16 protein-coding genes and 2 tRNA genes are annotated in these 26520 nt (G+C 37.2%); 12 read left to right on the forward strand and 6 right to left on the reverse strand.

Features of this window, described 5'->3' with window-relative positions:
• The first annotated feature begins 354 nt into the window (after positions 1-354).
• The 5 genes from ACUTSE_RS00255 to ACUTSE_RS00275 all read left to right on the forward strand — a co-directional run bounded on the left by ACUTSE_RS00255 (position 355) and on the right by ACUTSE_RS00275 (position 5273).
• The gene (locus ACUTSE_RS00255; protein ID WP_445638820.1) at positions 355-798 is read left to right on the forward strand and encodes a hypothetical protein; all 444 of its coding nucleotides are present in this window, start codon (positions 355-357) and stop codon (positions 796-798) included.
• Between the two features lie 150 nt (positions 799-948).
• Positions 949-1725, forward strand: a complete 777-nt coding sequence (locus ACUTSE_RS00260; protein WP_115092390.1) for a hypothetical protein — start codon at positions 949-951, stop codon at positions 1723-1725.
• Positions 1726-1931: 206 nt separating this feature from the next.
• Positions 1932-3023: a Fic family protein gene (locus ACUTSE_RS00265; protein WP_445638821.1), complete on the forward strand. Its 1092-nt coding sequence runs from the start codon at positions 1932-1934 to the stop codon at positions 3021-3023.
• Between the two features lie 95 nt (positions 3024-3118).
• Positions 3119-3550, forward strand: a complete 432-nt coding sequence (locus ACUTSE_RS00270) for a hypothetical protein (RefSeq protein WP_445638822.1) — start codon at positions 3119-3121, stop codon at positions 3548-3550.
• Between the two features lie 817 nt (positions 3551-4367).
• Positions 4368-5273 (forward strand): DUF4822 domain-containing protein, encoded by a 906-nt coding sequence (locus ACUTSE_RS00275; protein ID WP_445638823.1) that lies wholly within the window; start codon positions 4368-4370, stop codon positions 5271-5273.
• A gap of 105 nt (positions 5274-5378) precedes the next feature.
• On the opposite strand, the gene ACUTSE_RS00280 is transcribed toward ACUTSE_RS00275, so the two are convergent.
• Positions 5379-5452, reverse strand: a tRNA-Ile gene (locus tag ACUTSE_RS00280).
• A 23-nt stretch (positions 5453-5475) separates the two neighbouring features.
• Positions 5476-5549 (reverse strand) — tRNA-Ile (locus tag ACUTSE_RS00285).
• A 720-nt stretch (positions 5550-6269) separates the two neighbouring features.
• On the opposite strand from ACUTSE_RS00285, the gene rbfA reads away from it, so the two are divergent.
• The 6 genes from rbfA (at position 6270) to ACUTSE_RS00315 (ending at position 14527) form a co-directional block, all read left to right on the forward strand.
• Positions 6270-6662 (forward strand): 30S ribosome-binding factor RbfA, encoded by a 393-nt coding sequence (gene rbfA, locus ACUTSE_RS00290; protein ID WP_002989696.1) that lies wholly within the window; start codon positions 6270-6272, stop codon positions 6660-6662.
• A 4-nt stretch (positions 6663-6666) separates the two neighbouring features.
• Positions 6667-7872, forward strand: coding sequence for an ABC transporter permease (locus ACUTSE_RS00295; protein ID WP_445638824.1), 1206 nt, complete (start codon positions 6667-6669; stop codon positions 7870-7872).
• Positions 7873-8093: 221 nt separating this feature from the next.
• Positions 8094-10607, forward strand: coding sequence for a tetratricopeptide repeat protein (locus ACUTSE_RS00300; RefSeq protein ID WP_445638825.1), 2514 nt, complete (start codon positions 8094-8096; stop codon positions 10605-10607).
• Positions 10607-12385 carry an HSP90 family protein gene (locus ACUTSE_RS00305; protein ID WP_445638826.1) on the forward strand — a complete coding sequence of 593 codons (1779 nt, stop codon included), beginning with the start codon at positions 10607-10609 and terminating at the stop codon, positions 12383-12385. The genes ACUTSE_RS00300 and ACUTSE_RS00305 overlap by 1 nt, the downstream gene beginning before the upstream one ends.
• 1 nt (position 12386) lies before the next feature.
• The gene (locus ACUTSE_RS00310) at positions 12387-13466 is read left to right on the forward strand and encodes a hypothetical protein (RefSeq protein WP_445638827.1); all 1080 of its coding nucleotides are present in this window, start codon (positions 12387-12389) and stop codon (positions 13464-13466) included.
• A gap of 2 nt (positions 13467-13468) precedes the next feature.
• Entirely contained in the window at positions 13469-14527 is a 1059-nt protein-coding gene (locus ACUTSE_RS00315) for a hypothetical protein (RefSeq protein ID WP_445638828.1), read from the forward strand.
• Positions 14528-14841: 314 nt separating this feature from the next.
• Here the strand turns inward: ACUTSE_RS00315 and ACUTSE_RS00320 are convergent, their stop codons facing one another.
• Both ACUTSE_RS00320 and ACUTSE_RS00325 read right to left on the reverse strand, forming a co-directional pair.
• Complete coding sequence (locus tag ACUTSE_RS00320; protein WP_445638829.1) at positions 14842-16431, reverse strand: ATP-binding cassette domain-containing protein; 1590 nt, start codon at positions 16429-16431, stop codon at positions 14842-14844.
• 417 nt (positions 16432-16848) lie between these two features.
• Positions 16849-18024 (reverse strand): hypothetical protein, encoded by a 1176-nt coding sequence (locus tag ACUTSE_RS00325; protein WP_445638830.1) that lies wholly within the window; start codon positions 18022-18024, stop codon positions 16849-16851.
• 157 nt (positions 18025-18181) lie between these two features.
• Here ACUTSE_RS00325 and ACUTSE_RS00330 point away from each other — a divergent pair, with 157 nt between their 5' ends.
• Positions 18182-20938 carry a DEAD/DEAH box helicase family protein gene (locus ACUTSE_RS00330; protein WP_445638831.1) on the forward strand — a complete coding sequence of 919 codons (2757 nt, stop codon included), beginning with the start codon at positions 18182-18184 and terminating at the stop codon, positions 20936-20938.
• 295 nt (positions 20939-21233) lie between these two features.
• Here ACUTSE_RS00330 and ACUTSE_RS00335 read toward each other — a convergent pair whose 3' ends face one another.
• Together ACUTSE_RS00335 and ACUTSE_RS00340 are read right to left on the reverse strand one after the other, a co-directional pair.
• Positions 21234-23612: a TonB-dependent receptor domain-containing protein gene (locus ACUTSE_RS00335; protein WP_445638832.1), complete on the reverse strand. Its 2379-nt coding sequence runs from the start codon at positions 23610-23612 to the stop codon at positions 21234-21236.
• A gap of 219 nt (positions 23613-23831) precedes the next feature.
• Positions 23832-26213: a TonB-dependent receptor domain-containing protein gene (locus tag ACUTSE_RS00340; protein WP_445638833.1), complete on the reverse strand. Its 2382-nt coding sequence runs from the start codon at positions 26211-26213 to the stop codon at positions 23832-23834.
• Positions 26214-26520: the final 307 nt, after the last annotated feature.

Genomic DNA, 26520 nt, shown 5'->3' on the forward strand with positions numbered 1-26520 from the left:
TTTTAGAAGCCTAAACCTACTATTTTCTTTTCGTTATGAGGAGATTATTTATCACCTACAAAATTAAACATATGTTTATTAAAAATAGTTAAAATTTTTTAAAAAAATGAATTTTGCTAACGCATATCTTTGTTTTTATTTGTTTTGTTTCTGTCATTATGTGATAAGAGCAAGTACATTGTTTAGAATAAACGCTAAATACCCATTTTTGTTTTGTTATTAGTGGCATTTTGTGAAAATATTTATTCAAATTCTAGGGGCTACCCTCGTTTTATTTTTTCAGATTGTTGTACTTTTCTATACTTTTATGATAATTAATCTTATTATTGTTATATGCAATATGTGTGCCTCTTTTTGGAATTAAGAAAAAATTGTGATTTTAGAAAGGGGATGTTGATTGTCCTTTTGGTTTTGTCTTGTTGCCAACCAGCACGAAGTCAAGGAATAAAACAACAACTAAAGGTGCTACAACAAGGAACAACGATTGATTCTATTCAAGTACAGCCCGTCAAAGTAGGAGGACTCTTTTTGGAAGTGAAAAGTTATTTTGAAGAATATAGTCCCATAAAGCCTGCTTGTGTTACCCAATTGTATTTACAGGAAATCAACAAAAAAGGAGAGTTGGTGGTACGTTATGTTTATACGCACGCCTTGCTCGAATTTCATGTGGAAACCACCCTGACGTATCCCAATGCAAGTAAACAGGTGTTTGGGTTGGATCAGTCGCGTCGGGCCCCTTTATTAATAGAAGTGGAACTGCTGTATCAAAAGCAACTGCTACAAGTAGACTTGTTGTAACTTCCTGAATGGCATGTTACAATGCTAAAAATGAGAGGTGTATTAAGTTAATTTTTTGTATTCGTTGGCTTTATTTTTTGTAATGGCTGGTTTTTTTTCTACTTTGCGTACTCCTAAGGGAAAAATGTACAACAAAAACTCCAATGATTAATGAAAAAGCCAGCTATTCTTACTTTACTTTTGTTAACGATGAGTACTGGTGCATTTGCTCAAATGGCACTAGATCGAATTGACGCAAATCCAAAATGGAAACAATATGACCATTTTTATGAACGCGATGCATCCAGTATATATCCTCATGATCGAATTGAATATGAACTAGAAGATGGGCGAATTAAAAGCTATCGTTTGTATTATAACAATGATGAACTAGGGAAAGTATTTGACGTGTTTTACGATGATCAAGGCCGAGTGTATCAAGAGGTATTGATGTATGATGCGGATCGCGGCCAAGTGCGTGAAGTGGTTTTTGAGAGTTCTTTTACGTATGATGATAAAGGAGTGTTGATTGATGATGGAGAGCATACTTATACGAAAATCGTAAAAGGAAGACCCATGATTGTTACTTCTAGAGAGTATTCGGAAGATTATCAACGCGGATTTAGTACCGTTCGTGCCTATAATGAAAGCGGGACGATTCGCCTAGAAAAGACTACATTTTTTGAGGAAGGAGAAAAGAAGATTCGCACAAGTACATACAAATACGATTCTTGTGGGAATGTTAGTGAAGTGAGTACGCGTACAACTATTGCACCGAACTATACCAAACAGAAAAGACGCAAAAAGGATAAAACACCACCAGTTCGCCCTGTGATTGAAAAAGAAGAATTTGCCTATGAATATGATGGCGATTGTATTTGGACCAAAAAATACAAAGTAGAAGAGGGTGAGAAAACGCTTTTACGCGAAAGAGAACTTGTAAAATAGCACAAAAACCAATCAAACTATATTATGTTAAGCTCAGTGAATCTATTATTCATTGGGCTTTTTTTTATGCTGATACTTCATGGGATAGAAGAGGATGCGGCGAATAAATCGTTTAATCACCGCATGTTTTGCGGAGATTAAGTTGTATATTTACCGCATAATTTGCGGTGAATAACCTAATTAATCACCGCACAAACCTAATAATCATGTCAAGTTATATCCATCAACAGCGTAAATGGCCTGCTTTCCAATGGAAAGAAGAAGACTTTATCACCTTATTGAGTGAGGTAAGTAATCTACAGGGTAGATTGATGGGGCGTGTGGAATTGTTGGGTTTTAAATTAAAGGATGAAGCCAATCTTGAAATGCTCATTCAAGATGTGATTCAATCCTCTGAAATAGAGGGTGAAATATTAAATCCAGATCAGGTTCGTTCTTCTATTGCAACACGATTAGGCTTAGATCAATCTGGAGTTGATTTGGTCGATCAACAAGTTGAAGGTGTAGTGGACATGATGTTAGATGCAACGCAAAATTCAGATAAGATATTGACAGCAGAGCGTTTGTTTGGGTGGCATGCGGCTTTATTTCAAACAGGTAGAAGTGGGAGGTATAAAATTGAAGTAGGACAATGGCGAACGGAGCCTATGCAAGTTGTTTCTGGAGGACTAGGTCGAGAAATTATACATTTTGAAGCACCTCATGCTGATCGTCTATCCAATGATATGGACTTGTTTTTGCAGTGGTTTAATGCGATAGATACATTAGATCCTATTTTGAAAGCAGCCATCGCTCATCTGTGGTTTGTTACAATACATCCTTTTAGTGATGGTAATGGTCGTATTGCTCGAGCAATCACAGATATGCAACTATCTAAAGCGGATGAAGTAAATCAACGTTTTTACAGCATGTCTGCTCAAATTAAACAAGAAAAAAAATCCTATTATCAATTATTAGAACTGACACAACGAGGGGATTTGGATATCACTGCTTGGATTATTTGGTTCTTGGAGTGTTTGAAAAAAGCGATTCATTCTTCAAATGTTGTAATAGGTAAGGTTATTCAAAAACATCAATTTTGGATAACCCATAGAGCGCATATTAGCAATGAAAGACAACATCATATCCTTACGAAGTTGCTAGATCATTTTGAAGGCAATTTGACAACTAGTAAATGGGCGAAATTAACGAAGTCCTCTTCTGATACAGCTTTACGTGATATCACAGATTTAGTGGATAAAGGGGTTTTAGTTAAGTTAGGTTCTGGTCGAAATACACATTATGTATTGAAAGAATAAATATTATTTTTATATTTAAAATCACCGCTTTTTAAAAATAAGATGAAAACGAAAAGGAAATAAGCACGGATACTTCCTTGAATAAGATAAATAGCATGATAGCACAAGAAAATCCAACACAAGATTTAAAATTATATTCACCGAATGCTATTCGGTTGGCTACTTTTTTAGGTGGTCCTTTAATCGCGGGGTATTTGATTCGCGAAAATTACCTTGCTTTGCAGGAAGAGAAAAAAGCCAAACAAGCACTTCTCTTGGGAATCGTTTCGACAGTTGCTTTTTTTGGTTTACTCTTTTTAGTACCTACTACGGTTATTGATAGTATCCCCAACTTTATTTTTCCGCTGCTATTTACAGGAATAGTAAGTTGGATTGTAGAAGTCAAACAGGGTGATGCCCTTCGTAAACACCAGGAAGAAAATAATGCTTTTTATTCCATGTGGCGCGCTGCAGGATTAGCTCTCGTATCAGCTGTACTTTTATTTGCTAGTGTATTTATGCTCGTGTTTGTACTATTTAATTTTTAATAGCAAAATGAAAGAATCGTGGTTAGATAAACTCCTTGTAGCTGTGAGTTTCGTAGTAAACCTCGTTATGAATCTAATTTATATGGGATTTATGATGGTGGTGGTGCTAGGTCGTCACGTGGTGTATAAATTGCGGAGGAGGAGGTAGGGTTTTTTGTGAGGTTTGTTCTTTGTGAGGTTTGTTCTTTGTGAGGTTTGTTCTTTGTGAGGTTTGTTCTTTGTGAAGTCGCTTTTTTGCTTTTTCGTGAAGTTGTAAGATTTATCGATTAAAGTGGAACTCTGTTTTAATTAGAAAAAGTGAAAACCTAACCGAAGCTTTATTTTGCTCTTTGTGATGTTATAGGCATCGTACGTGTTATTCAACGCTTGTTATATCACCAAGCATTTTATTCATTATTTTTTTTGACATAGGAGGTATTGCTCCAGTTATTCAACGCTTGTTATACCATCAAGCACTTCATTCATTATTTTTTTGACGTAGGAGATATTACTCTGGTTATTCAACGCTTGTTATACCATCAAGCACTTCATTCATTATTTTTTTGACGTAGGAGGTATTGCTCCTGTTATTCAACGCTTGTTATGCCATCAAGCATTTCATTCATTATTTCGTTCTGATACAGGAGGAATTGTACCCTCATTTAGCCTCCATTATGTTATACTACAGTAGAAAAAAACATAAAATACAATAAAATAAATTATTTGTGGTGTAATTTACTTTTTGTTGTGTTTTTTATATTTTTTTAGCTAAAAAACTATATTTTAATTTTGTTTTCTGTGATTTATATATATTTTTGCATCAGTTAAATAAAAAATAATGAGAAAAAAACTTTTGAGCTTACTAAGTGTAAGCGGAGTATTATTAGCCTTTGCTGCTACTGTTGCTTGTTCTAGCGATGACAATGTAAAACAACCGATTAAACCAGAAACGGGTTCGGAAATTTTAGCTAAACATGTATGGATGACGTCAAAAATAGTTGACAACAAAGGAGAAAATATCAGTTTAGATGTTAAGCCTGGAGAAACATATGCAGGTTATGCTTATTACAATGCGAATGGTACCTTTAGAATTGTTGATTTTAAAGATGGCCATAAAATGTTTGGTCTATGGTCGTTGAAAGATCAGGATACAAAAAGACACTTGGTTGTTTATAACTCAGAGAACGAAGTGGCTTTTGAACGTACTGTTGATATCGTGGAACTAAATAATACGATGTTTACCTATAAAATAGAGGATCATCACAACGGAGAAGTTGTGTACAATGTAGAGCATAAACCGGTTACGAATCACCCAGAGCCAAAAATTCCAGCTGAAATTTTAGCTAGTACAGCATGGAAAACAACTCAAGTTTTTGATATTACTAATGGAGTTACGCCTGTTGTTGAATTAGATAAAACCATTGCTCCTGCAGTTAATTTCTCTGGGGATGCTTACTATGAAAACAAAAATGGAAAAGCGTATTTTCCTAAAAATGCTGAAGGAAAATATAGTAATGGAACATTTGTGTTTACTGCTTACGGGGACAAAGAAAAAGTGACTGCTCAAGGGGATTGGTATGTTTCTCTAGATGGGGATTTGCAAACATTAATTGAAAGAGCTGCTGATGGTTCGGTGGCAGCTGAGCGTGCTGTTTTTATCGTTGAACTAACAGATAAAAAGTTTACATACGATATTAAAGTGGATGATGTTATACTGAGAGTGGAACATGAACCTATCCAATAATGGATAAATAGTTAAGTGAGTGAAGAGGAATTGAACTTAAATATTTTATCGCTCATTGCTACAAATAAAAAAAGCATCTATTGAAAAATAGATGCTTTTTTGTTGTGGTCCCACCTGGGCTCGAACCAGGGACTTGCTGATTATGAGTCAGCTACTCTAACCAGCTGAGTTATAGGACCGGCCTATTTGACTGTAATATTTGTGGTCCCACCTGGGCTCGAACCAGGGACTTGCTGATTATGAGTCAGCTACTCTAACCAGCTGAGTTATAGGACCAGTCAAATTGACGATTAGCGGTTGCAATATTACTGCGTATTATTGGTTTTTGCAAGAAATACAACCAAAAAATATTTATTTTCCACACCTTATTTACTCCTTGATTCCCTCGTTTTGAGGTAACTAATTTGTACTCAGTTCCTTTTTTAACTCCCTCAACTTATTTGTTTTCCTTATTGCCGTTTTTTTATTTTTTTGATTCTCCCATTTGACTCGTGTTAGCCGAATACAGTACGCTGAATTAAAGTTGTAAATCTCTCGTTTTTAGTGTCCAACAGCTTGGAGAAGGAGATCTCTTGTTACTAGATGATTCGCTGTTTGTAAAGGGATACTGTGGGGTTTCTTCGACCTTCCTTGGAGTTTCCTTGGACTATACCTCGAAAAATGGCCTTTTTGTCGAAGGAATCTCCAAGGTAACTCGAAGGAAACTCCAAAAGAACTCAAAAGAATCTCGACTAAACCTCTTGTTTACCCTAGACTATTTCATTAGGCTACTATTGTTTCAATTCCACGATGAAGCAAAGAGGGAATAATAGAGATACAGTCTTTGCTTTTCACTTTGGATAAAGCAGTTTTAGCTTCAGGATAAAATCAAAGCGTTGAGGTATTCAGACGGAGGAACTTTTCTTTTTCAAGGGCGGAGAAGTAATTTTATCGAACAGAAGCAATTGAAGCGTGAAATATAAAAAAATATGATGCAAAAAATTGTATTTTTGCACCATGGAGACAAATAGACAAAAGAAGATGGGAGCACTTCTACAAAGTGACCTAGTAGATATATTACAAGGAGAAGTGCGCAAGAACGGAATAAGCAATTTGATTATTTCAGTTTCTAAAGTAAATATTACCTCAGATTTATCAATCGCGAAAGTGTTTTTGAGCATTTTCCCAGCGGAGCGTGGAAAAGAATTGTTGAAAGCGATTCAATCCAATGCACCATTAATCAAGCACGACTTAGCGCAACGCGTGAAAAACCAAATGCGTAAAGTGCCAGATTTAATGTTTTACGTTGACGATAGTTTGGAGTATATTGACCAAATTGACAAAGCATTAAAAGGAGACGAGAATCCAATTGCTAATCCAGATTTATTAGCGAAGAGAAAGAAAAAGTAAGCCGTTGAAGATAGCATTCTACATAGCCAAACGCTATGCTTTTAGTAAAAGCAAGAGCAAAGCAGTTAACGTCATTACGGCGATTGCCTCTATGGGAATCGTAGTAAGTGCCATGGCGATGTTAATTGTATTAGCTGTGTTTAGTGGACTTCGATCTTTCAGTTTATCTTTTACGAACGAATTAGATCCGGAGCTAAAAGTCTTTAGCAAACAAGGAAAAAACTTCGTCGTAAACCAAGCTCAATACCAAGAATTGAGTCAATCACCCCTTTTTTCTGGGGTGGCTCGAGTAGTAGAAGACCGTTTGCTTTTTACCTACAATGAAAAGCAAACCGTTGCTATACTCAAAGGCGTGGATGCCGATTTTCCTAAAGTCAGTCAATTTCCAGAAAAAGTGGAATTGGGGAATTGGCTTGAACCTGGTTCTGATGAGGTTGTGGTCGGTTTAGGGATGGCGTATTACTTATCTATGGGATTGTTTGATGTCGAACATAGTTTACAGGCTTTGTCGATCAAACCCGGATCAGGTGTAGTAAGTAATCCAGAAGATGCCTTTCTACGTACCTATCTTCATACTGTGGGGATTTATTCTTTGCACAATGAAGAACTGGATAGTAAATATGTATTTTGTGATATTGAACTGGCGCAACATTTATTCAGTTTGGATGAAAATGCATACACCAATATCGAATTTGCCTTAAATCCAGGGGTTACTGAAAAAGAAGCAATCGCCTATATTCAACAAGTACTCGGCGATAACGTGGTAGTCAAAAATCGAATTCAATTGAACGATAGCTTGTACCGCATGTTGAATACAGAAAATGCAGTCGTTTACTTCATTTTTTTATTGGTTGTGATTATTGCTCTTTTCAACTTAGTAGGGGCATTACTCATGATTATCTTAGAGAAAAAAAACAACATCAAAACACTGAACGACCTTGGTGTTTCACTGAAACAGTTGAAGCGAATCTTCCTTTTACAAGGATTAATCATCAGTACGGTGGGTGGATTATTGGGGATTACGTTGGGGATTATCGGGGTGTTGATTCAAGAACATTTCGGACTTATCTTAATCCGACCAGGTTTTGCATATCCCGTAGAATTTAACATCAGTGATATCTTTGTGGTGTTTTTCTCTATTTTTATTTTAGGCTTTATCGCATCGTATATTGCCTCAAGTCGCGTGAATAAAAAGTACTTACACGCGTAGTTTTTCCTTTAACCATCAGAATTACAAGATCAATTTAGCGGTAAACAACCGCTAGAATATTTCTTATCTTTTTATTTCTTTCCCTATAAATGGGGATTTTTATTTAGAGAAAGAACACTTTGTCATAATTAACAAATTATGTCGCGGGTGTTTCTTAAATTTGTTGGTAGTTGGATTAATCGACGGAATAAAAAATTGTTTTAATAGAAAAAGAAAAAATTATGGGCGAGTTTAATGTAAAATACTTGAGCTATATCAGCGAGTTTGCCAATGGGCAAGAAAGTTTAACCCAAGCGGCACAACTGTATTTTGACGCAGACGATTATGCGGATCCTATCCGTTGGTTCAAGGCACATGCACTTTGTATGTTGGCCCAACAAACAGGAAAAGAAGGAACGATATTCCAACAACTATACGAGCAAATTAACGGAGACTCTAATCGCGAACGCAGTAGTTTTTATTTGAATGATAAAGACTATGCACTTTGGTTTGACGATGTGGTTTTGCTGAATCAATTATTTATTGATAAGGGCTATGCTAAAGCCTATACGTTCATGCATGAATTATACATGAATGCTCGTTATGGGTTTAAAGATGAAGCTAAAGCAGCGGAGTACATCATCAAAGGATATGAAGCTGGAGATAAAACCGCGCAAGCCTTTGTTGGGTACAATACCTATTATGGAAATTTAGGTTTTGAACAAGATGCGGAAAAAGGATTGGCTTTAATTGAAAGTTCGTATGCTCCGGATAATAAATCTGGGAAGTTATTTGCTTTAAATATTAAATTTCACAGCTGTGGATCTGGAGAAGAGGCTGCTGCTGTTTTGGAAGAATACCATGATTTACTTCACGTTGAAAAACGAGGATTATATGTTTTAGCAGATTATTACCTGCGTGAAGGAGAAGATCAAAAAGCATTAGAAACATATTTAGAAGGAATTCAATACAACAGTGGGTATTGCAACTATATGTTGGGATTGATGATCAGCAATACGCGTTTTGCTCCACTAGGTTATGAAATTGAACAAGGAGCTCCTTATTTACAAGTAGGTTTTGAACATGGAATCGCTTATGCTGGATTCGTATTAGGATACTATTACTTATACCCAGCAGATCAAAGTGAACCACAATTTGACAAAGCAATTCAAACGCTTGAAAGAGCAGCTTTATATTGCTCAAATGAGGCTTTATTAGAATTGGCTATTTTATACCTATACCACAACGATTATAAGAATATAGACAAAGCCATGGAGTATTTAGATCGCGCTATTGCGGCTAAATCCACACGTGCAAGAAACGAAAAAGCGGTTGCTTTATTGGAACACCAAGACCTTGAACGCAACGTAGAAGAAGCACAAGCACTATTGTTAGGATCGATGGAATTGGGAGATGATTATGCTCCTTACCGCCTGGGGTATGGATACCAAGTTGGAGAATTCGGTACGGAAGAAGAGTTTGATAAATGTATTGAATTCTACGAAGTAGCTGCTGAAAGAAATAATGGTTTGGGAATTGAATATGCTGGACGATACTACCGTTACAATGAAAATCCAGATTTAGATAAAGCAATTGCGTATTACGAAAAAGGAGTTGAACTTTATAATTCAAACTATTGTAAAGTAGAATTGGCGATGATGTTGGAGCGCGGTTATGGTTTAGAGGCAAATCCAACGCAAGCAGAACAATTCTATCAAGAAGCGTTAGAAAATAATTATCCATTTGCGGCAGTTCGCTTAGGGTATATGTATGAAGATGGATTACTAGGTGAGGTAGATGCAGAAAAAGCAAGAGAACATTTCGAAATTGCAGCTAATGCAGATTTAGCAGAGGGAATGTATCAATTGGCTCGTTGTAACCGCTATGGAATCGGAGGTGCGGAAGATCGTGCCTTGGCTTTTGAATTATTTGAAAAAGCATTGGAATATGGTTATAACGATGCAAACGTAGATTTAGCCTTAGCGTATGAAGAAGGATCAGGAGGAGTTGAAGAAAATGCTGCTAAAGCAGTAGAATATATGACTACTGCAGCAGAAATAGGATTCAGCTACGCACAATATAAACTAGGTTGTTATTACCTCTATGCCTATGGTTTAGAGAAAGACCTAGAATTAGCTAAATATTGGTTAGAAAAAGCCAGAGAAAATGGTTCTGCTTTAGCCATGTTGACGCTAGGAGATTACTATTTATACGGATATGAAGAAGATCAACCGTATGATTTAGCGTTCCCTTATTATGAAGAAGCAGAACAACGTGGGTATGTTTCGGAAGGATTGGGAATCTGTTACCAATTTGCAATTGGCGTAGAACGCGATGAGAAAAAAGCCTTCCAATTCTATAAAATTGCAGTAGAACGCGGATATGATGCCGCTTATTTCCGTTTGGGACTGTGCTATTATTACGCAATTGGAACAGAAAAAGATTATGTAGAAGCATTATACTACCTGAGAGAAGTAGCAGATCGTGGCAACCTAGAAGCTGCAGGTTATGTAGGGGTGATGTTAGTAAAAGGAGAAGGCGTAGCTCAAGAATTAGCGGAAGGAATTGCTTATTTAGAGCAAGCGGCTAATGCGGGATATGATTCGGCTCAGTATGAATTGGGTAATTGTTATTTAAAAGGAGAAGGTGTAGAGCAAAATGATGAATTGGCTTTACATTGGTACCAACAAGCTGCGGAAAATGGAAATGAAGATGCGCAGAAAATCATTGGTGGCCCAAGAAAAAGAAGAAGATAATGGACAATAAAAAGAATTATCAGTTCCAAGTAAATATGAAAGGAATGATAGAACTGTTGAGCGAACACATTTATAGTTCGCCAACGGTTTTCATTCGTGAATTACTGCAAAATGGCGTTGATGCTGTGACAGTAAGAAAGGGAATTGATGAAAGTTTTCAGGGTAAAATAACCCTGTTTTTTGATAATGATCAGTTGATTTTTCAAGATAATGGCGTGGGCTTATCTTTAGAGGATATGCACCAGTTTTTGTCGGTTATCGGACAAAGTTCGAAACGAGGCGAATTAGCCGAGAAAGATCTAATCGGACGTTTTGGTATCGGTTTGCTTTCTTGTTTAGTTGTTTCGGAGGAAATTGTAGTAGAATCTCGCTCTTTGTATAAAGAGGAATCTGTACGTTGGGTTGGAAGAGCAGATGGAACCTATGATGTAGAAAGCATTGATCTATTGCCAGAAGTAGGAACTCGCGTGATTCTGCAAGCGAAAAAGAACTGGAGAACCCTGTTTAAAAGAGAAGAAGTGAAGCAAAACGTTTTATTTTACGGGAGTGCTTTGCCAATCGAAATAAAATTTATTGAAAAGGGAGAAGAAGAAATCGTTTCGGATGGGAATCCGATTTGGATGAATCCCAAAGCTTCAAAAGAAGAGTTATTAGCGTTTGGAAAAGAACTATTTAAGACGAAATTCTTGGATGTATTTCCCATTGCTTCAGCAGCAGGAGATATTCAAGGAATGGCTTATGTTATTCCCAACAAGGTGAATATGACAACGTCTAAAGAGCACAAGATTTTCTTGAAACGCATGTATTTGTGTGATCAAGCGACTAATCTGTTGCCCGAATGGACGTCTTTTGTGCGTTGTATCATGAATTCCAATAGCTTACAACCTACAGCTTCTCGAGAATCCCTCATGAACAATGCTTTGTTAATCGAGGCAAAAAAAGAATTGACCACTTGTTTTAAAGATTATTTGAAACTATTGTCTGTCTCAAATTTGGACAAATTAGAACAGATTATCTCCATTCACCACTTGTATATCAAGTCTTTGGCTGCTTCTGATAATGAAATTCTCAAGTTGTTTGAAGATTATTTGCCTTTTGAAACCAATCAAGGTACTTTGTTGTTCAGAGATATTAGAACGAATTACGGTTCTATTTTCTATACCCCTTCTTTGGATGATTTTAGACAAATTCGACGTATTGCGGGTTCTCAAAAGAAATTAGTAATCAACGCAGCTTATAGCTATGAGGCAGATTTAATTCAAAAGATCAAAGCGAGTAATCCGGGATTGTCTATTGAATTAATGAAACCTAATGATGTCTTAAATAGCTTTGAAGAGGCCTCAATAGAAGATGATCGCATTGCGGTTTTTCTGGAGAAGGCCAATAAAATATTAAAAGCACAATACTGTAAAGCAGAAGTAAAGCGATTTGAACCGCACGATACTACGGCTATTTACATTGCCAATGAAGAAGCCTTGAGCAATAAAAGCATGCAGAATTTAGCGCAAAGTGCTAATCCTTTTGCTGCTGCTTTAGGACATTTTAAAAAGCAAGAAGAGGTGTTGCCTACGTTGTGTTTCAATCAGCAAAACGACTTAGTTTCGAAGTTGTTGGTCATTAAGGATCCCGAGCTTTTTGAAGCCTTGATTCACGTATTATATGTACAGGCCTTGATGTTGGGGGGCTATACCATCAACAAACAAGAAATGGATATTTTTAACCATGCCTTATATCAATTCGTAATCTTGGGTATGACTAATTTTTTACCTGAATTTTAAGATGCTACATCGTTTAGAAATACAAAAAATACTGTTGCAGATCCAAGAGGAATACACCGATTCCAAACACTGTATTGCTCAATTGAAACAGGCCATTTACTTGGCAGATAAGCATGCAGATTTGAGTTGGGCCATTGATTTGCGCATCATGTTGATACGCGAAGAACGCTGCTCTTCCGCTTGCATTGAAAGTCCGTTGGCTTTTGCTTGGTTATTGGAACAAGCGCGTTTGCATCCGGATCAACTATCAGAGTCTGAATTTTTGGAAGAATACGAATGGATGATCTGTTCTGCTTATGGCAATGTGAATATTCCCTTGGAACAAGTACATGCTATTGCTGCAGATTTGGAACAGAAGTTAGAGCATTTTAAGTTTTCTAAGCGAAGCTATTATTATACCATGGCCGGTTTTGCCCAACATTTAGGGGATTATGAACTTGGAGGAGCTTATGTGGTGAAAGCAAGAGAAGAGGCTTTAGATGATATTTGTGGGGAAGCTGTGGTGTATGACAATGAGATTGAAAGTGCTTCTCGTTTGGGGCATTTTGATGAGGCGATTGCTTTGATGCAACAAATGGAGTACAAAAAAATACGCGATTTCTCCTTGCCTTTTGAAACCTATGTTTCCATGGGGTATTTTATGGTTCGCTATGGAGATGAGCGCGCTGCGGTATACTTAGAGAAAGCCAAAGAAGAGTTTACTCAATTATCAGAAGTAAACAGCTCTTTGCTGTATGGGTTAACGCGTCTGATTTACGCCTTACACTTGCTGGGAGATGAAAGTCTTTGGCATTACTATGAAATTATCGCAGGTTGGGATATTGACGCTGAAGATGACTTAAAACTGATGTTGAGTCGCCACATGATGTTTGTCTTAGACCAAAAAGAGAAAAAACAATTAACCCTATCGCCTGGGGTTTCCTTCTATCAAGAAGACGGGTGGTATGACCTAAAGGAATTGTCAGAGGCTTATAAAGCAAGTGCGTATGATTGGGCTCAACGCTTTGACATCCGAAACGGAAATACTGCTGCTCAAGAGGAAATCAAGCGAATGGAGGAAGAAAATAAAAGAAAAAAATAGCTATGAATTACAATTTAGAAATCCAGAAAATTCTACTTAAGGTAGAAGGTTTAAAGAGTTTAGAAGATAAGATTGTCGCTTTGAAAGAGGCTATACAATTGGCTGATCAACACAATGATATTGATTGGGGATTTGATTTGCGTTTGGATTTAATTCGCCAAGAACGCAATACTTCGCGTTGCAATGAGAGTTTTCCGGCTTTTGCTTGGATTTTACACACCAGTGATGCGAATGAAGATTATTTCGATGAATCTGAATTCCTATGGGAATACAAATGGATGTTTTGCTCAGCGTATCGCAGTGCTTTAATTCCGCTAGAGGAAATTGAAAAAATTGGGGAAGACTTGAAACGCCGTTTGGTGAAAAATGGATTCAGTACCCGTGCGTATCACAACGTGATGACAGGCTTAGCTTTTCACTTGCGCGATTATGATTTGGCGAAAAAATACATCGATGCAGCGAATAGCGAGTTGGTGGATGATATGACGAATTGTTCAGCTTGTGAATTGGATACAGAAGTAGAATTATTACTGTTCCAAGGAAAATTGGAAGATGCGATTGTGAAAGCACAAGATTTGATTCACAAGAAATTGACGTGTTATTCGATGCCGTTCCAAACGTTTTGTAGTTTGACCTACTATTCTTGGTTAGCTGGAGATGCCGCAGAAGCAGAGAAGTACTTCAACAGAGCGATTGAAGAATACGAAGCACATGATCAATATGACAGCTCTGTAGGCTATTCAATGGGCTTGTTGATGTCGTACATGAATGCAATAAATCACCCAGAAACGTGGTCTTTCTTTGAGCGTATCGCAACATGGGATATTGAAGCAGAAGACATTCACCGTTATAATTTTGCGCGTTACATGATGCCAATCATGAAACAAGGAGGAACGAAAACCTTACAGCTTTCTCCACAATTGGCTTATTACCAAGAGAGTGGGGAGTACCATTTAGAAGATTTATACACCCATTTCAAAGCACAAGCAGAGGCATTCGCTTCGCGTTTTGATGCGAGAAATAAGAATACCAATTACACAACGGAAATTGCGGCATTGTAATACAAAAAGCGAGTAAAATTTTTCGTTTAGGATAAAAAATAACCGAAGGGGAGCATGTTGATGCTCCCCTTTTTTTGTGATTCATGCTTCATCAATCCCACTGCGCTCATGTACAGCATGTCCCCCTGACGTAGGAAGGGTCGCATCCCGCGTTCACAAAACTGTGCTTTGTGAGATCTGCTCATCGCCTCATCGCCTCACCGTCTCATCGTCTCATCTCCTCACCTCCTCATAATCCCCCAACATGGCATACGGTGTGGATATGCTGTATGGGGGATGTCTGTTTTTTTATGGAAATTCTCTTCAAACAAAAATTACATTTCAATTACGCGATTGGGTTGAATTGCTTCACGTAAATTCATATCATGGGAGACAAATACAATCGTTCCTTGGTATGTTTTCAGTGCTTGATACAAACTTTCTAAACCGAAAATATCGAGGTTATTGCTGGGTTCATCGAGTAATAATACATCAATAGAGGCCAACGAAAGATTTAAACAACAAACCGTTAAACGCAGGCATTCTCCACCACTTAATTGCATTATTGGTTTAGTCCAACTTTCAGGTCGAAAACCATATTGAAATAAGGTGTTTTTTAAACTAGCTTCATCCAGTAAGTTGTGGTTAAATGCTTGAGCTTGTTCTAGTATCGTCTTGTGAGGGTCGAGTAGGGCGTAAAATTGATCCAAGTAAACGATATTGGGAGTCAATCGCTCAACCTGACCTGTAGTAGGTTGTAGCTTTCCTGCTAATAGGTGCAATAACGTTGATTTCCCAGAACCATTCACTCCTTCGATTAAAAGGCGTTCTCCACTTCGAATTTCTAGATTCAAAGGAGTTGACCAGATACAATCCGCTGTCGATTCGTATTGATAGTTGACTTCTTTTACCTGAAACAACACCTTATTGGTATGTAAGTTCGAGGAGTTGAAGTTCAAATGAAAGGGTTTGACTTGTTCCAATTGATCTTTTAACTCCCAAAGTTCTCCTTGTAGTTTTTGTTGTTTCTCTACTTGTACTTCTGTACTTTTAGCACTGCTGTTTTCTGCAGCATTTTTAAGGGTATTGACAACAATCTTAGGTAAACCTCCTTTTTGCTCTGCTTTTTTGTGTTGCCCAACTGCTTTTTGTTGCTTTTGAAGTAATTTCTGTTGGTCCGTTTTTACCTGACGCAAATCCTTAGAAAGGGTATCAATTCGATGTTGAAGGGAAGATAACTCCTCTTGTTTTTGCATTTTGTAAAAGTCGTAATTGCCTTTGTACGCTTGAATCCCTTGTGTGGTAATTTCAAACGTAAGCGATTGTCTATTTAATAGCTCAATATCGTGACTCACGAGGAGTACTGTTCCTCTGTATTGATCTAAAAAGTCAAACAACAGTTGTCGCGTAGCTTGATCAATGTGATTGGTTGGTTCATCCAGTAGGAGTATATCTGGTTGGTGAATGTGAATACTAGCAAAATACACGCGCATCTGTTGTCCTCCACTCAGCTGGTGCATGGGAAGGGTCAAATCCTTTCCTTCTAGTTGCCAGTATTGAAGGGCTTGCGCAATATTTTCTTCAATTTGCCAATCATCATCTAAGTCAATATAATCTTGTTCTTCTACAGAGCCTTGTAAAATGCGATGTAAGGCTTGTAGTTTTTTATCTGTTTGTAAGGCTTCCTGAATGGTTTGCCTCGTAATTTGATTGGTGTTAATTTGAGGTAAATAATAGGCTGTACCACCAAGCTGAATAGCTGGGAGTGATGTGGTAGCAATAAGCTTCAATAGGGTGCTTTTTCCTGTTCCGTTTGCACCAATTAAATTGGCTTTTTCTCCCTTATTTAAGACAAGGTCAACTTGGTGAAATAAAGGTGTTTTATCCGAATGTTCGTAAGATAGATTTTTTATAACGATAGACATAATAATCAAATGTAATTGAATGAGTAATATACTATTGTGGCCCGTACACCACTACTCACGGTATTGGATATGAATTTACATAAATAAATAAGTATTGTGGCTCTATGGAAGATAGATGCCATTAGAAAATGTTTGCTCCTACAAGTTGAAAACAACTCGTACTACTAAAACGAAATACTTATTTATAGTTTCATCCGATTATTTATTCGTTAATACTAGGACAAAGATAGGGATTTTTTTTTATTGAGAATGGTTATGAGTTATGAGTTAAGGGTTAAGGGTTATGAGGTGGTGAGAGGGTGAGAGGGTGAGGTGGTGAGAGGGTGTGGTTGATGAGGGTGTGGTTGATGAGGGTGAGGTGATGAGGTGAAATGAAGAGAGGTAGTGCCCGCACTACCTCTCTTCATTCACTTTATTTTAGAAAAGACTAATTTGTCCCTGTTGGGTATTGTCTTTTGCAGGTTTTCTTTTTTCTTTTTTGACTTCCTTTTCCACTTTTTCTTCTAAGGGTTGGAGGGGAAGTGCAGCTTCTTCAAATAGATTGAGTGTTTCTTCTTCGGGGGTACAAGCTGTTGTAGCTTCTTCAGATTCAATACAAATCGAAGTTTTAGTAACAATACCATCAAAAACAGGTGGTGGTGCTTGTTGAGCCCAAAAAGGAACTTCTTCTTCTTTTGTTGTTTCTATTTCAGCGATTGTTTCAGCTTGAACAATTTCTTCGTTTTCTTCGACTACATCCTCTTCTGAAACAGGTTCTTCAGTACTAGTTTCTAGTAGAGGAACTGTGATTTCCTCTGCTTGAAGGCTTGCTTCTCCTTCTATCGTTAACTCTTGTTCTTTTTGTTCTTCTACTTGTGTTGCTTGAACAAAAACGTCCATCGACTCTTCTTCAGTACTAGTAGGTTCCTCTTCCTCTTGTTGTATTTCGTCTAAAGCGATGACTGGTTCAGCAATAACTTCTATGGCTTTACTTGCAGTCTCTTCAGCTAATGTATCCACAGGTTGATTTTCTTCCAAAAGATCAAAAATGGAATAATTTTTCACCACTATTTCATTGATGTCAATGGTAGGGTCCAAGGTAGGATTAGCTTCTTCCTCTTGAATTAGGGCGTGCATGTCCTCGTTGATTTCTCCTTCTAAAATGGTTGCTTCTTCAATGATAATTTCATTGACACCCAAACGAGGGAAACCAGCCAAAACAGGAGTTGCTGTTTGGATAATATCTGACGGGTTATTTTCTGTTGTAAAACTTTCTACTTTGTTCTCCAAATCCACCAATAAACGCTTGATTTTTTTGATGTGCGGATGATCAGCAAAGGTTTCTTTTTCGTAAACGAGCTCTAAAAGTTTGTACATCGTGTACGCTTCGTGGTACTTTAAAACGATGGCATGCTTTTTATTGTGGTCTAAAATAGAAACTTGTTTCTGAATATTCTTGGCTTTGTCTTCAAGTTTAGCAAGTAAATCTTCTTTTATACTAACCAATAAAGCGTCTTTTATAGATTGTACAACATAGTCATCGGTTTTTTCAACCATCTGAATAACAGTAAGAAGGATGTCGTTACTTAATTTAAATTGAATTTTTGTCGTCATTGTAATTAGTGGAAAGCCAGTTAAGTCGTTTCAAATATTGATAGTTCTACAAAATAATGAAAAAAATATGACTTTACACGGTGTTCGTAAAAACATTTAAAACGCTTTGTTTCCTACAAAAAGCTTGCTTATTTTTAAGGAAGAAATATCGATACTATTGAAAAAGTTTCCCACCCCTATCGCATTTAAATATCCTTGGCGTAGCTACCAAAAAAAAGTGTTAGATCAATTAGATACACATCTACAAGATGATAAATTACATGTAGTAGCACCGCCTGGATCGGGTAAAACTGTTTTGGGGTTGGAAGTGATTTTACGACTGAATCAACCGACGTTAATTTTAGCTCCTACATTGGCTGTCAAGAATCAGTGGATTGACCGCTTTTGTTCTCTTTTTCTTCAAGTGGATGAAGTTCCAGATTGGATTTCAACGCAATTAACGCAACCGAAGTTTTTGACGGTTTCTACCTATCAAGGGCTACATGCAGCTTTTAATTACCTGAAAGAAGAGGAGGAAAGCGATGAAGAAATGCCTGGGGATGCTACGGTTACCTATACCAATATACATGCGCAGGAAATCATTGGCAAGTTGCGTGCCGTTGGCATCAAAACGCTATTGGTGGATGAGGTACATCACTTGCGAAAAGAATGGTGGAAAGCATTAGACTTACTAGATAATGAATTAAAATCGACCGTAGTAGGCTTAACGGCGACTCCTCCTTATGGGGCGTCTAGTTTTGAATGGCAACGCTATATGGCTTTAGCTGGGCCTGTTGATGAGGAAATTGCGGTTCCTACGTTGGTTGAGGTGGAAGATTTGTGTCCTCACCAAGATTTTATTTACTATTGTACTCCTTTAGCGGAAGAACGCGAAAAAATAGCCTTGCATAAAAGTGAGGTTTATTCCTTTTATACGACATTTAAATCACATGCACTACTCGCTCAAACACTGCAACAAGCTGCTATTTTTCAGCAACCTCTAGCTCATTTGGACTGGATTTATGAGAACTTGACAACCTATGTGGCTTGTTTGGTTTTTCTCCAAGAAGCCAATGGAGGGATTGATAAGGTGCACAAGAAAGTGTTGGGCTTGCAAGAAGAAGAAATCCCGCCTTTGGATTTCGTGTGGTTTGAAAAGATGCTTAATTTTTACTGTTTTCAAGGACAAGATGTATTACAAGAGGTTCCCGATTATCTAGCGTGTAAAAATGAATTGACAGCTGAACTGAAGAAGAGAGGGCTTATTGCCTTTCGACAGGTTCAATTGGTTCAAGATAACAAAGGGGATGATCTCCTGCTTTCTAGTTTGAGTAAATTGCAAAGTATTGTAGAGATTCTTGCTTTTGAATACGCTAGTTTAGGTCGCGATTTGCGCTTGGCGGTATTGACTGATTATATTCGAAAGGAATACTACAGTACAACCGAAGCACCGCCTGCTGTGCTGTCTAAGTTGGGTGTACTGTCCATTTTTGAAACGCTAAGGCGTAACAACGTTAATGCGCTTACCATGGCTGTATTGACCGGTTCGGTGGTGATTATTCCAACTTCTTGTTTAGAAGCTTTACATCAAGTAGCCCAAGAAAAAGAATCAGGGATATCCGCAGTGCCTCTAGCGTATGACCCAAATTATGTAGCCTTGCAATTAACTGCACAGCAACGTTCACAGGTTGTTCATTGGATGACTGCGTTGTTTCAGGACGGTACAATTCAAGTATTGATTGGAACAAAAGCGCTACTTGGAGAAGGGTGGGATGCGCCTGCATTGAATGCCTTAGTGATGGCGAGTTCAATCGGTGCGTATATTACTTCCAATCAGGTGAGAGGGCGTGCGTTTCGCATTAATCCCCAAGACCCAAATAAAACGGCACATATTTGGCATTTAGCTTGTGTGGATGCGTATGCAGCGGATGGAGGAAAGGATTGGGAGATTATTCACCGTCGTTTTCAAACTTTTGTGGGAATATCAAATAGTGAACAAGTAGGAGAAACGTTTATCTCAAATGGCATTGAGCGTTTAAAGGAAGCTACACAGAAAAAAAGAACCCGTGATGAGGTATATATCACACAGCAAAATCAACAAACGTTACAACTGGCACAGCAAAGAACAGCATTGAAATCGCGTTGGATGGCTGCTATTCAAAACGGAACTCATCTGGCAGAAGGAGTGAAGGTGCTATTTTCTTCGCCCAAAGAAAGAAGAGACGTGAACAAAGCCAAGCAATTTTATACGAATAAGACGCTAGTCTCTGCTTTGTTTACGCTAGTGTGTTCAGCTATTTTGTTTTTGACCTATCAATTTATCGGTTTAGGCAAGGGCATCTTACTGCATGGGTTGAGCTTGTGGTCTTTTGGGTATTGGGTTTTTCAAACGTTTGTACTGGGCTTGGGCTTCCGTTTTGGATGGAAAGGATGGACGTATTATCGCATGTATCGCAAGTTTGGCGATATGCGAAAAGATGTACAGGGAATCGGGGAGGCGCTTTGTTCTACTTTATGTGCCTTTGACCTTTTGACTACACCCAAGGATTCTCTTCGCGTGGTTACTACCTTAGAATTGGGTGGTGGTGTATTTTGTTCATTAGAAGGAGCTACACTGAGAGAAAGTCATGTGTTCGCTTCTTGTATGAAAGAAATTTTATCGCCTATTGAAAATCCACGGTATGTCTTAGCCCGCAAAACTTTGTTGCCAATTCAAGATAGTGAATCTGATTTCCATGCTGTTCCTGAATGTATCGGGGTGAATAGAGCGCGGGTGAATTACTTTGCGCAACAATGGACACAAGAAGTTGGAAAGAATAACATTGTTTATACCCGAACTCCAGAGGGTAGAAAAGAGCTCTTACATGCTCGTGCATTTGCTATTGTCAATAGGATGGAAGAACCACAAGTAAAACAAGAACACCAATGGCTATAAATAAGAACGTCCCTTGTATGGAAATACAAAGGACGCTCAACTAACTAATCAATTAAAATGGGTCATCACGCCATTTTTATAAAAGTGCTTCAAGCTTTATTGTTCTTCGGTGAAGAAGAGAAGAAAGTGAAACAGACTTTCCTGAGAATTAAAATTTACTTTTTTTCGCGAACTCCAGTAGTATCGCTTGTTTGTGCACTATTGGTAGCTCTTTCGATTGTTTTGTTACAGCCTTTGAAAATGTTTTTTTGTTAAATTTTACTAAGGGTGTAAGTTGCTGTAAACCACACTTGCTTTATTTGCTACTTCTGCTTTTATCTTCAAAGTTTGCTTCTTTGATACTTTTCTTGTTTGAACTATCGCCAAAGGTATATGTCGCTCCAATTGATAATCTTCGACTATTCCATGAATTGCTGAATTTTTGTATGTTGTCGTTGAAGTAACTCGTTCCATTCGATTTTCCTGTATTGAAGATATCGTATAATGTAACATTGACGTTGAGTTTCTTGTTTAGTAAACTAGCTTTGACTCCCGTAGTCAACGCTTGGTATGAACCATATTTAGAGTTGTCTTCTTTATGTGGTACTTGGTGATACCAATTCAAAAATAGGTTCAGTGTTTTCGCTGTATTAACGGTAAAGGTATTTTGTGAATAATAACTAAAATACACTCCATTTTGTGGAACTTGATTCGCTATTTGATTTCGATAATAGGAATTCGAATAATTCGCATCTGCTCCTGTACTCGTTTGCCACCATCCTGTTATTTTATTGCTATAGGATACACTTAATCCATAGTTATCGCTATTGAGCATATTGTAATACGTACTTACAAAAACATCGTCGATTAATGTTGAATATTGATCGAATGAGTTTGTAATGTGGTAGTAGTTTAATCCAACTGACAAGGAACCATTAAACAAGTAGTTCAATTCGAAATTATCCGTAAATGAAGGATCTAATTCTGGGTTTCCACTATTGTAGGAGTAACTATTGGCATAGTAACGGAACGGATTTAATATGCCTGAATAAGGACGATTAATTCGCTTCGAGTAATTTAGGTTAAACGAGTGTTTTTCACTAGGATCATAAGAAACATAAGCTGTTGGGAACCATTTGCCATAGGATTTTTTAAATGTTTCATCTGTTTCTAGTAAATGACCCGTTACTTCCGTTTGCTCAAATCGCATCCCTGCTTTAACACTCCATTGTTCCGTTAATTTTTTGTGTAAACTTACATATCCAGCAAAGTTGTCTTCTTTGTAATTGAATCGGTTACTACGTGTATCATCATAAATTAAATCCTCATTCATGCGGTTGTAGTAGAATACTTTCGATTTGTTGTCGTAATTCGAGTATTTTCCTCCAAATTCTACATCCGCCCAAGGTAATTTATACGATACATCCGCCGTTCCACTCCATACTTGGTATTTTAAATCATTGGTGTAATAAGTTGCATTTCTAATATTGCTCTGTGCGTTATAATCTCTCATATCTGTTGAACCTTCTGGGATATTAGAGAAATAATTCACCCCTAAGGATAATTTACTGCCTAGCGTATCTAAGTTTCGATCGTAAAATAAATTAGCCGTATGGTAGATATTGTTGTTTGTCGCCTTGGATAGGGATTTGATAATCGAATCTGTTTTGTTTTCCGGCAAGGCAATATATTTTGCTGTATGGGGGTTGGTATTGTCGTTTTTGTATTTGGATAAATCATACGTCGCTCCAATTACATCCTTATCAGATAGTTGATAGTTGGTCGTTAAGTTTACTCCTCCTGAGGTATAACTACCTGTTGGATTGGCATAAGAATCCAAGATACGCGTGTCATTTTGAAACGTATAGGTATTCTCATTTCCGTATTTTCCATCGCCTCCATTGGCTTTCAACATCACGTTCCACTTTTTGTTTTGGTAATTCAAACTACCATTCATCGAATACCAATTGTACTTGTTATACGAGTATGAAGTACTAACTGATCCATACATTCCAAGTGTTTTGTTCTTCTTTAAAACAATATTGATGAGTCCACTATTACCACTCGCTTCATATTTGGCAGGTGGATTGGTAATCACTTCAATTTTTTCAATATCGTCAGAGCGCAATGTCTTTAGGTAATTGGTTAACGCATCGCCTTGTAGTTGTACAATCTTATCGTTGATCATAATGGTTACACTACTTTTTCCAACAATGCTGATTTTGTCATTCTGTACTTTTACTAAAGGGGTGTTGGTCAAGGCTTCTATCGCATCCATTCCTTGTGAGGCAACACTATGTGCGGTATTAAATACCAAGCGATCGGCTTTGCGCTCTACCAGTTTTTTCTCTGCTTGTACAACAATTTCGCCCAATTGAGTGGAAGACTCAGCAATAATATCACCTAAGTCAATGGTTTGATCCAACTTGATCGTTTGAGTGTACAGTAATTCTCCCAAATACTGAATGTTCAATTTGTATTGTTCGGTCGGTAGGTTCTTTAAGGTGAATTCTCCCGTCTCAGTAGTAAAGCCTTGTTGTACTAATTGATTGCTGTTTTCTTTCAATAGGTGCAACTCTGCAAAATCAATCGGTTGTTTGTCTTTGTTGAGGACTCTACCCTTTATGATGTGTTGCGCATGCATAAGGGTAAGTCCACAAAAAAAAGCAATAAATAGGGTAATGTTCTTTTTCATAGTGATAAGGTTGGTGTATACTTATTAACAATGTTGATAAGGTTGTTAACAAGTGGTCTTATTTTTGTTTATAACTTGAATGATGCCTATAGGTAGCTCATTTAACTCATTTGTTACTATTATTTTATAATTGTTTATAACTTTTATTTTTTAGAGCTAATTGTGGCTTGAAAATCAACGGATTCTATAAGTTATTAACTAGGTTATAAACAATTGTTTTTATTTTCTGTTGATAATGTCTTTGTTGCTTCCTTGACGTTCTTTTACTTTGATTTTGGCGTTACCGAAATTATAGCTCAATCCAAAAGTGAAATAGCGATTATCGTTATACATGTTGTATTGTTGTTTCACTCCATCAGATGTTGCTTGTGCGCGTAGATTTGAGGTTCTTAAGATATCATTCATGTAAGCAGAAACATTCAGTTTTTTGTCTAACATTGCGTATTTTAAGCCTAAGTTCAATCCGTACATCGGTTTTAATTTCCAGTTTCCATTGTTTAATTTCGATTGATACCAGAAATCAACTTGGGCTTGGAAAGTTTTGTCCGCGTTCAACTGAATTGTGTTATTGGAATTGAAATAATACCCCATTCCGTTATTCGTTTCTACATTGACGTCTTGAATTAATTCTGATGAATTGTAAAATGCTGATACGGTGTTTTGTGAATTCAACCAATGCCAAGTGTCGAAGGTATGCGTGATGCTCAGGTTTGTACTAGTTGCATCAAAAATATTTCCTTGTTTAAGTATTTGAACGTTTGTTGCTGAATCAATGTTAGAATACTGTGAAGCTAAATTGGTTATTTTCGAATAGGATGCATTGATGAACAATTTATTTTTAAAGGTATAACCTACATTCACTGCATTGACATACGTTGGTTTTAAGGTCGGATCTCCTGTCACATAGTTGTATTCATTGATATACCATCTGAATGGATTCAGTTGCCAAAAACTCGGTCTGTTAATGCGGCGGTTTGCGCTTAAAGTGAAGTTGTTCTCGTCATTCATTTTATAACTCACATACAGCGTTGGGAAAAGCTCAGTGTAATTCGTTTTTTCAGTGCTTTTTGTCGCTACAGATTCTCCAACCGTTTGTGTGCTTTCAACACGTAAACCGAGTTGTGCTTCCCATTTTTTAGAAATGGTTTTTGTCGCGCTGATGTAAGCAGCCTGAATGTTTTCTTTGTAAATGAAATGGTCGGCTTGTAAAATCTCATTTGCTTGGGTTTGGTTGTTGAAATTAAACGAGTTTGCATTGTTAACTGTTTTGACAAAACTCACTTTTGCTCCATAGGATAAATTGACAAAAGACAACGGTTGTTCGATATCGATTTTAGCACTGTAATTGTCGATTTTTTGATCGCCTGTTGTTTGCGCTTGCTGTTCTTTGTTAACAACGTTATTAACATCGCTTGTAATTGTGTTGAAAACTCGTGATTTGTTGGTTATATAGTTGAAGTAATCCATGTCTATATTGAGTTTAGTTCCCACAGTATCAAATTTATGAGCTAAATTTAAATTGATTGCGTGATTGTTGAAATCTGGAGCGGATTTTCCCTTTGTATCAATGTTTTTAAGCAAGTTATCAACAAGGTTATAAACACCTACTTGGTTTTTATCTGTTGTTTCTTGGGTGTTTTTACTGCCTCGGTACTGAACGCCAAATCCAGTGCGTGGTGTCGCTTGATAATCCAATTGAAAACTACCAGAGATGTCTTTGTTTTTCTTCGTCTCGCGGTACACAGTATTCCAGGTTTCAGTAGGGTAATGCAAATCCATTTTTCCAATTTCTTGGTTGTATCCTGTGCTTGCATTGAATGCCGCTGCAATAGATACTTTGTTTTTGCTGTAGTTGAATACATCACTAATCTTCCAAGTTGCTTTATCGGCAGCCTCAAAACCTGTACTGATTTGGTTGTTCCACGCATTGTGTTTCGCTTGTTTTAAAACAATATTGATTAATCCGCTGTTTCCACTCGCTTCATATTTCGCTGGAGGTGTACTAATAATTTCAATTTTTTGAATATTCTCCGATGGAATGGTATTCAGGTAGTTGATTAATTCTTCTCCTGTTAAGGGAAGCATTTTGTCATTGATCATTACTTGCATGCTGTTCTTTCCGATAAGAGAAATTTGATCCTTATCAACTTTTAGGCCTGGAGTAAGTTTTAATAAGTCTTTGGCATTGCTATTATTGGCGTGTACCGATTGTTCGATATTGAAAACTGTACGGTCTACTTTGCGTTCAAATACCTTTGCTTGAGCAGTAACGACAATTTCATCTAGCATTTTATCATTTTGAATTACAAAAGGGGCAAGGGTGCTATCTTGAGTAATAGTTAGTGCCGTTTCATATTGTTTGGTGCCTAAATTATTTACGCGTATCTTGTAAGAATCAGAAGCGATAGACTCAAAGGAGAATTTACCAGCTTCGTCTGTATAGGTATGTTGGATTAGCTTTTCCTCTAGAGATAATAGTAAGATTTCTGCAAAGTCAATGGGCTGTTGTGTAGCGTCAACAACAGAACCAGAAAGTTTAGTTTGTGCAAAGCTTACAAGTGATGCAGTGAAACAGATAAGGGTGATTAGTTTAGTTTTCATGAATAGTTTTATTTACTAAATAGAAAACCAAAGGCGTGCCAAGAAATTAATGCTTTTTTAATTCGTTGAAAATTAGTATCTTGCTATATTTCTGTTTCAAGTGAGTGTTCGATTGTGAACAGTGAATAGGACGAAAGTGGACATAAAAAAAACTGCTTTTGGGGAAAGCAGTTTTTTCGTTAAGCATATATGAATTTTTGAACATCAATTTTCATTATATTCATTTTAAGCTTGACATTGATTTTGTTGTTTATGTTAATCAAAGGTACGATAAAGTTTAATAAAAAGGAACTAAAATATAATAAAG

This window comes from Myroides sp. TSA_177.3 (assembly GCF_052691955.1).

Coding starts and splice junctions, on each gene's coding strand:
- ACUTSE_RS00260 (WP_115092390.1), top strand. CDS start 949: ATGAAAAAGCCAGCTATTCTTACTTTACTTTTGTTAACGATGAGTACT.
- ACUTSE_RS00265 (WP_445638821.1), top strand. CDS start 1,932: ATGTCAAGTTATATCCATCAACAGCGTAAATGGCCTGCTTTCCAATGG.
- ACUTSE_RS00270 (WP_445638822.1), top strand. CDS start 3,119: ATGATAGCACAAGAAAATCCAACACAAGATTTAAAATTATATTCACCG.
- ACUTSE_RS00275 (WP_445638823.1), top strand. CDS start 4,368: ATGAGAAAAAAACTTTTGAGCTTACTAAGTGTAAGCGGAGTATTATTA.
- rbfA (WP_002989696.1), top strand. CDS start 6,270: ATGGAGACAAATAGACAAAAGAAGATGGGAGCACTTCTACAAAGTGAC.
- ACUTSE_RS00300 (WP_445638825.1), top strand. CDS start 8,094: ATGGGCGAGTTTAATGTAAAATACTTGAGCTATATCAGCGAGTTTGCC.
- ACUTSE_RS00305 (WP_445638826.1), top strand. CDS start 10,607: ATGGACAATAAAAAGAATTATCAGTTCCAAGTAAATATGAAAGGAATG.
- ACUTSE_RS00310 (WP_445638827.1), top strand. CDS start 12,387: ATGCTACATCGTTTAGAAATACAAAAAATACTGTTGCAGATCCAAGAG.
- ACUTSE_RS00315 (WP_445638828.1), top strand. CDS start 13,469: ATGAATTACAATTTAGAAATCCAGAAAATTCTACTTAAGGTAGAAGGT.
- ACUTSE_RS00320 (WP_445638829.1), bottom strand. CDS start 16,431: ATGTCTATCGTTATAAAAAATCTATCTTACGAACATTCGGATAAAACA.
- ACUTSE_RS00325 (WP_445638830.1), bottom strand. CDS start 18,024: ATGACGACAAAAATTCAATTTAAATTAAGTAACGACATCCTTCTTACT.
- ACUTSE_RS00335 (WP_445638832.1), bottom strand. CDS start 23,612: ATGAAAAAGAACATTACCCTATTTATTGCTTTTTTTTGTGGACTTACC.
- ACUTSE_RS00340 (WP_445638833.1), bottom strand. CDS start 26,213: ATGAAAACTAAACTAATCACCCTTATCTGTTTCACTGCATCACTTGTA.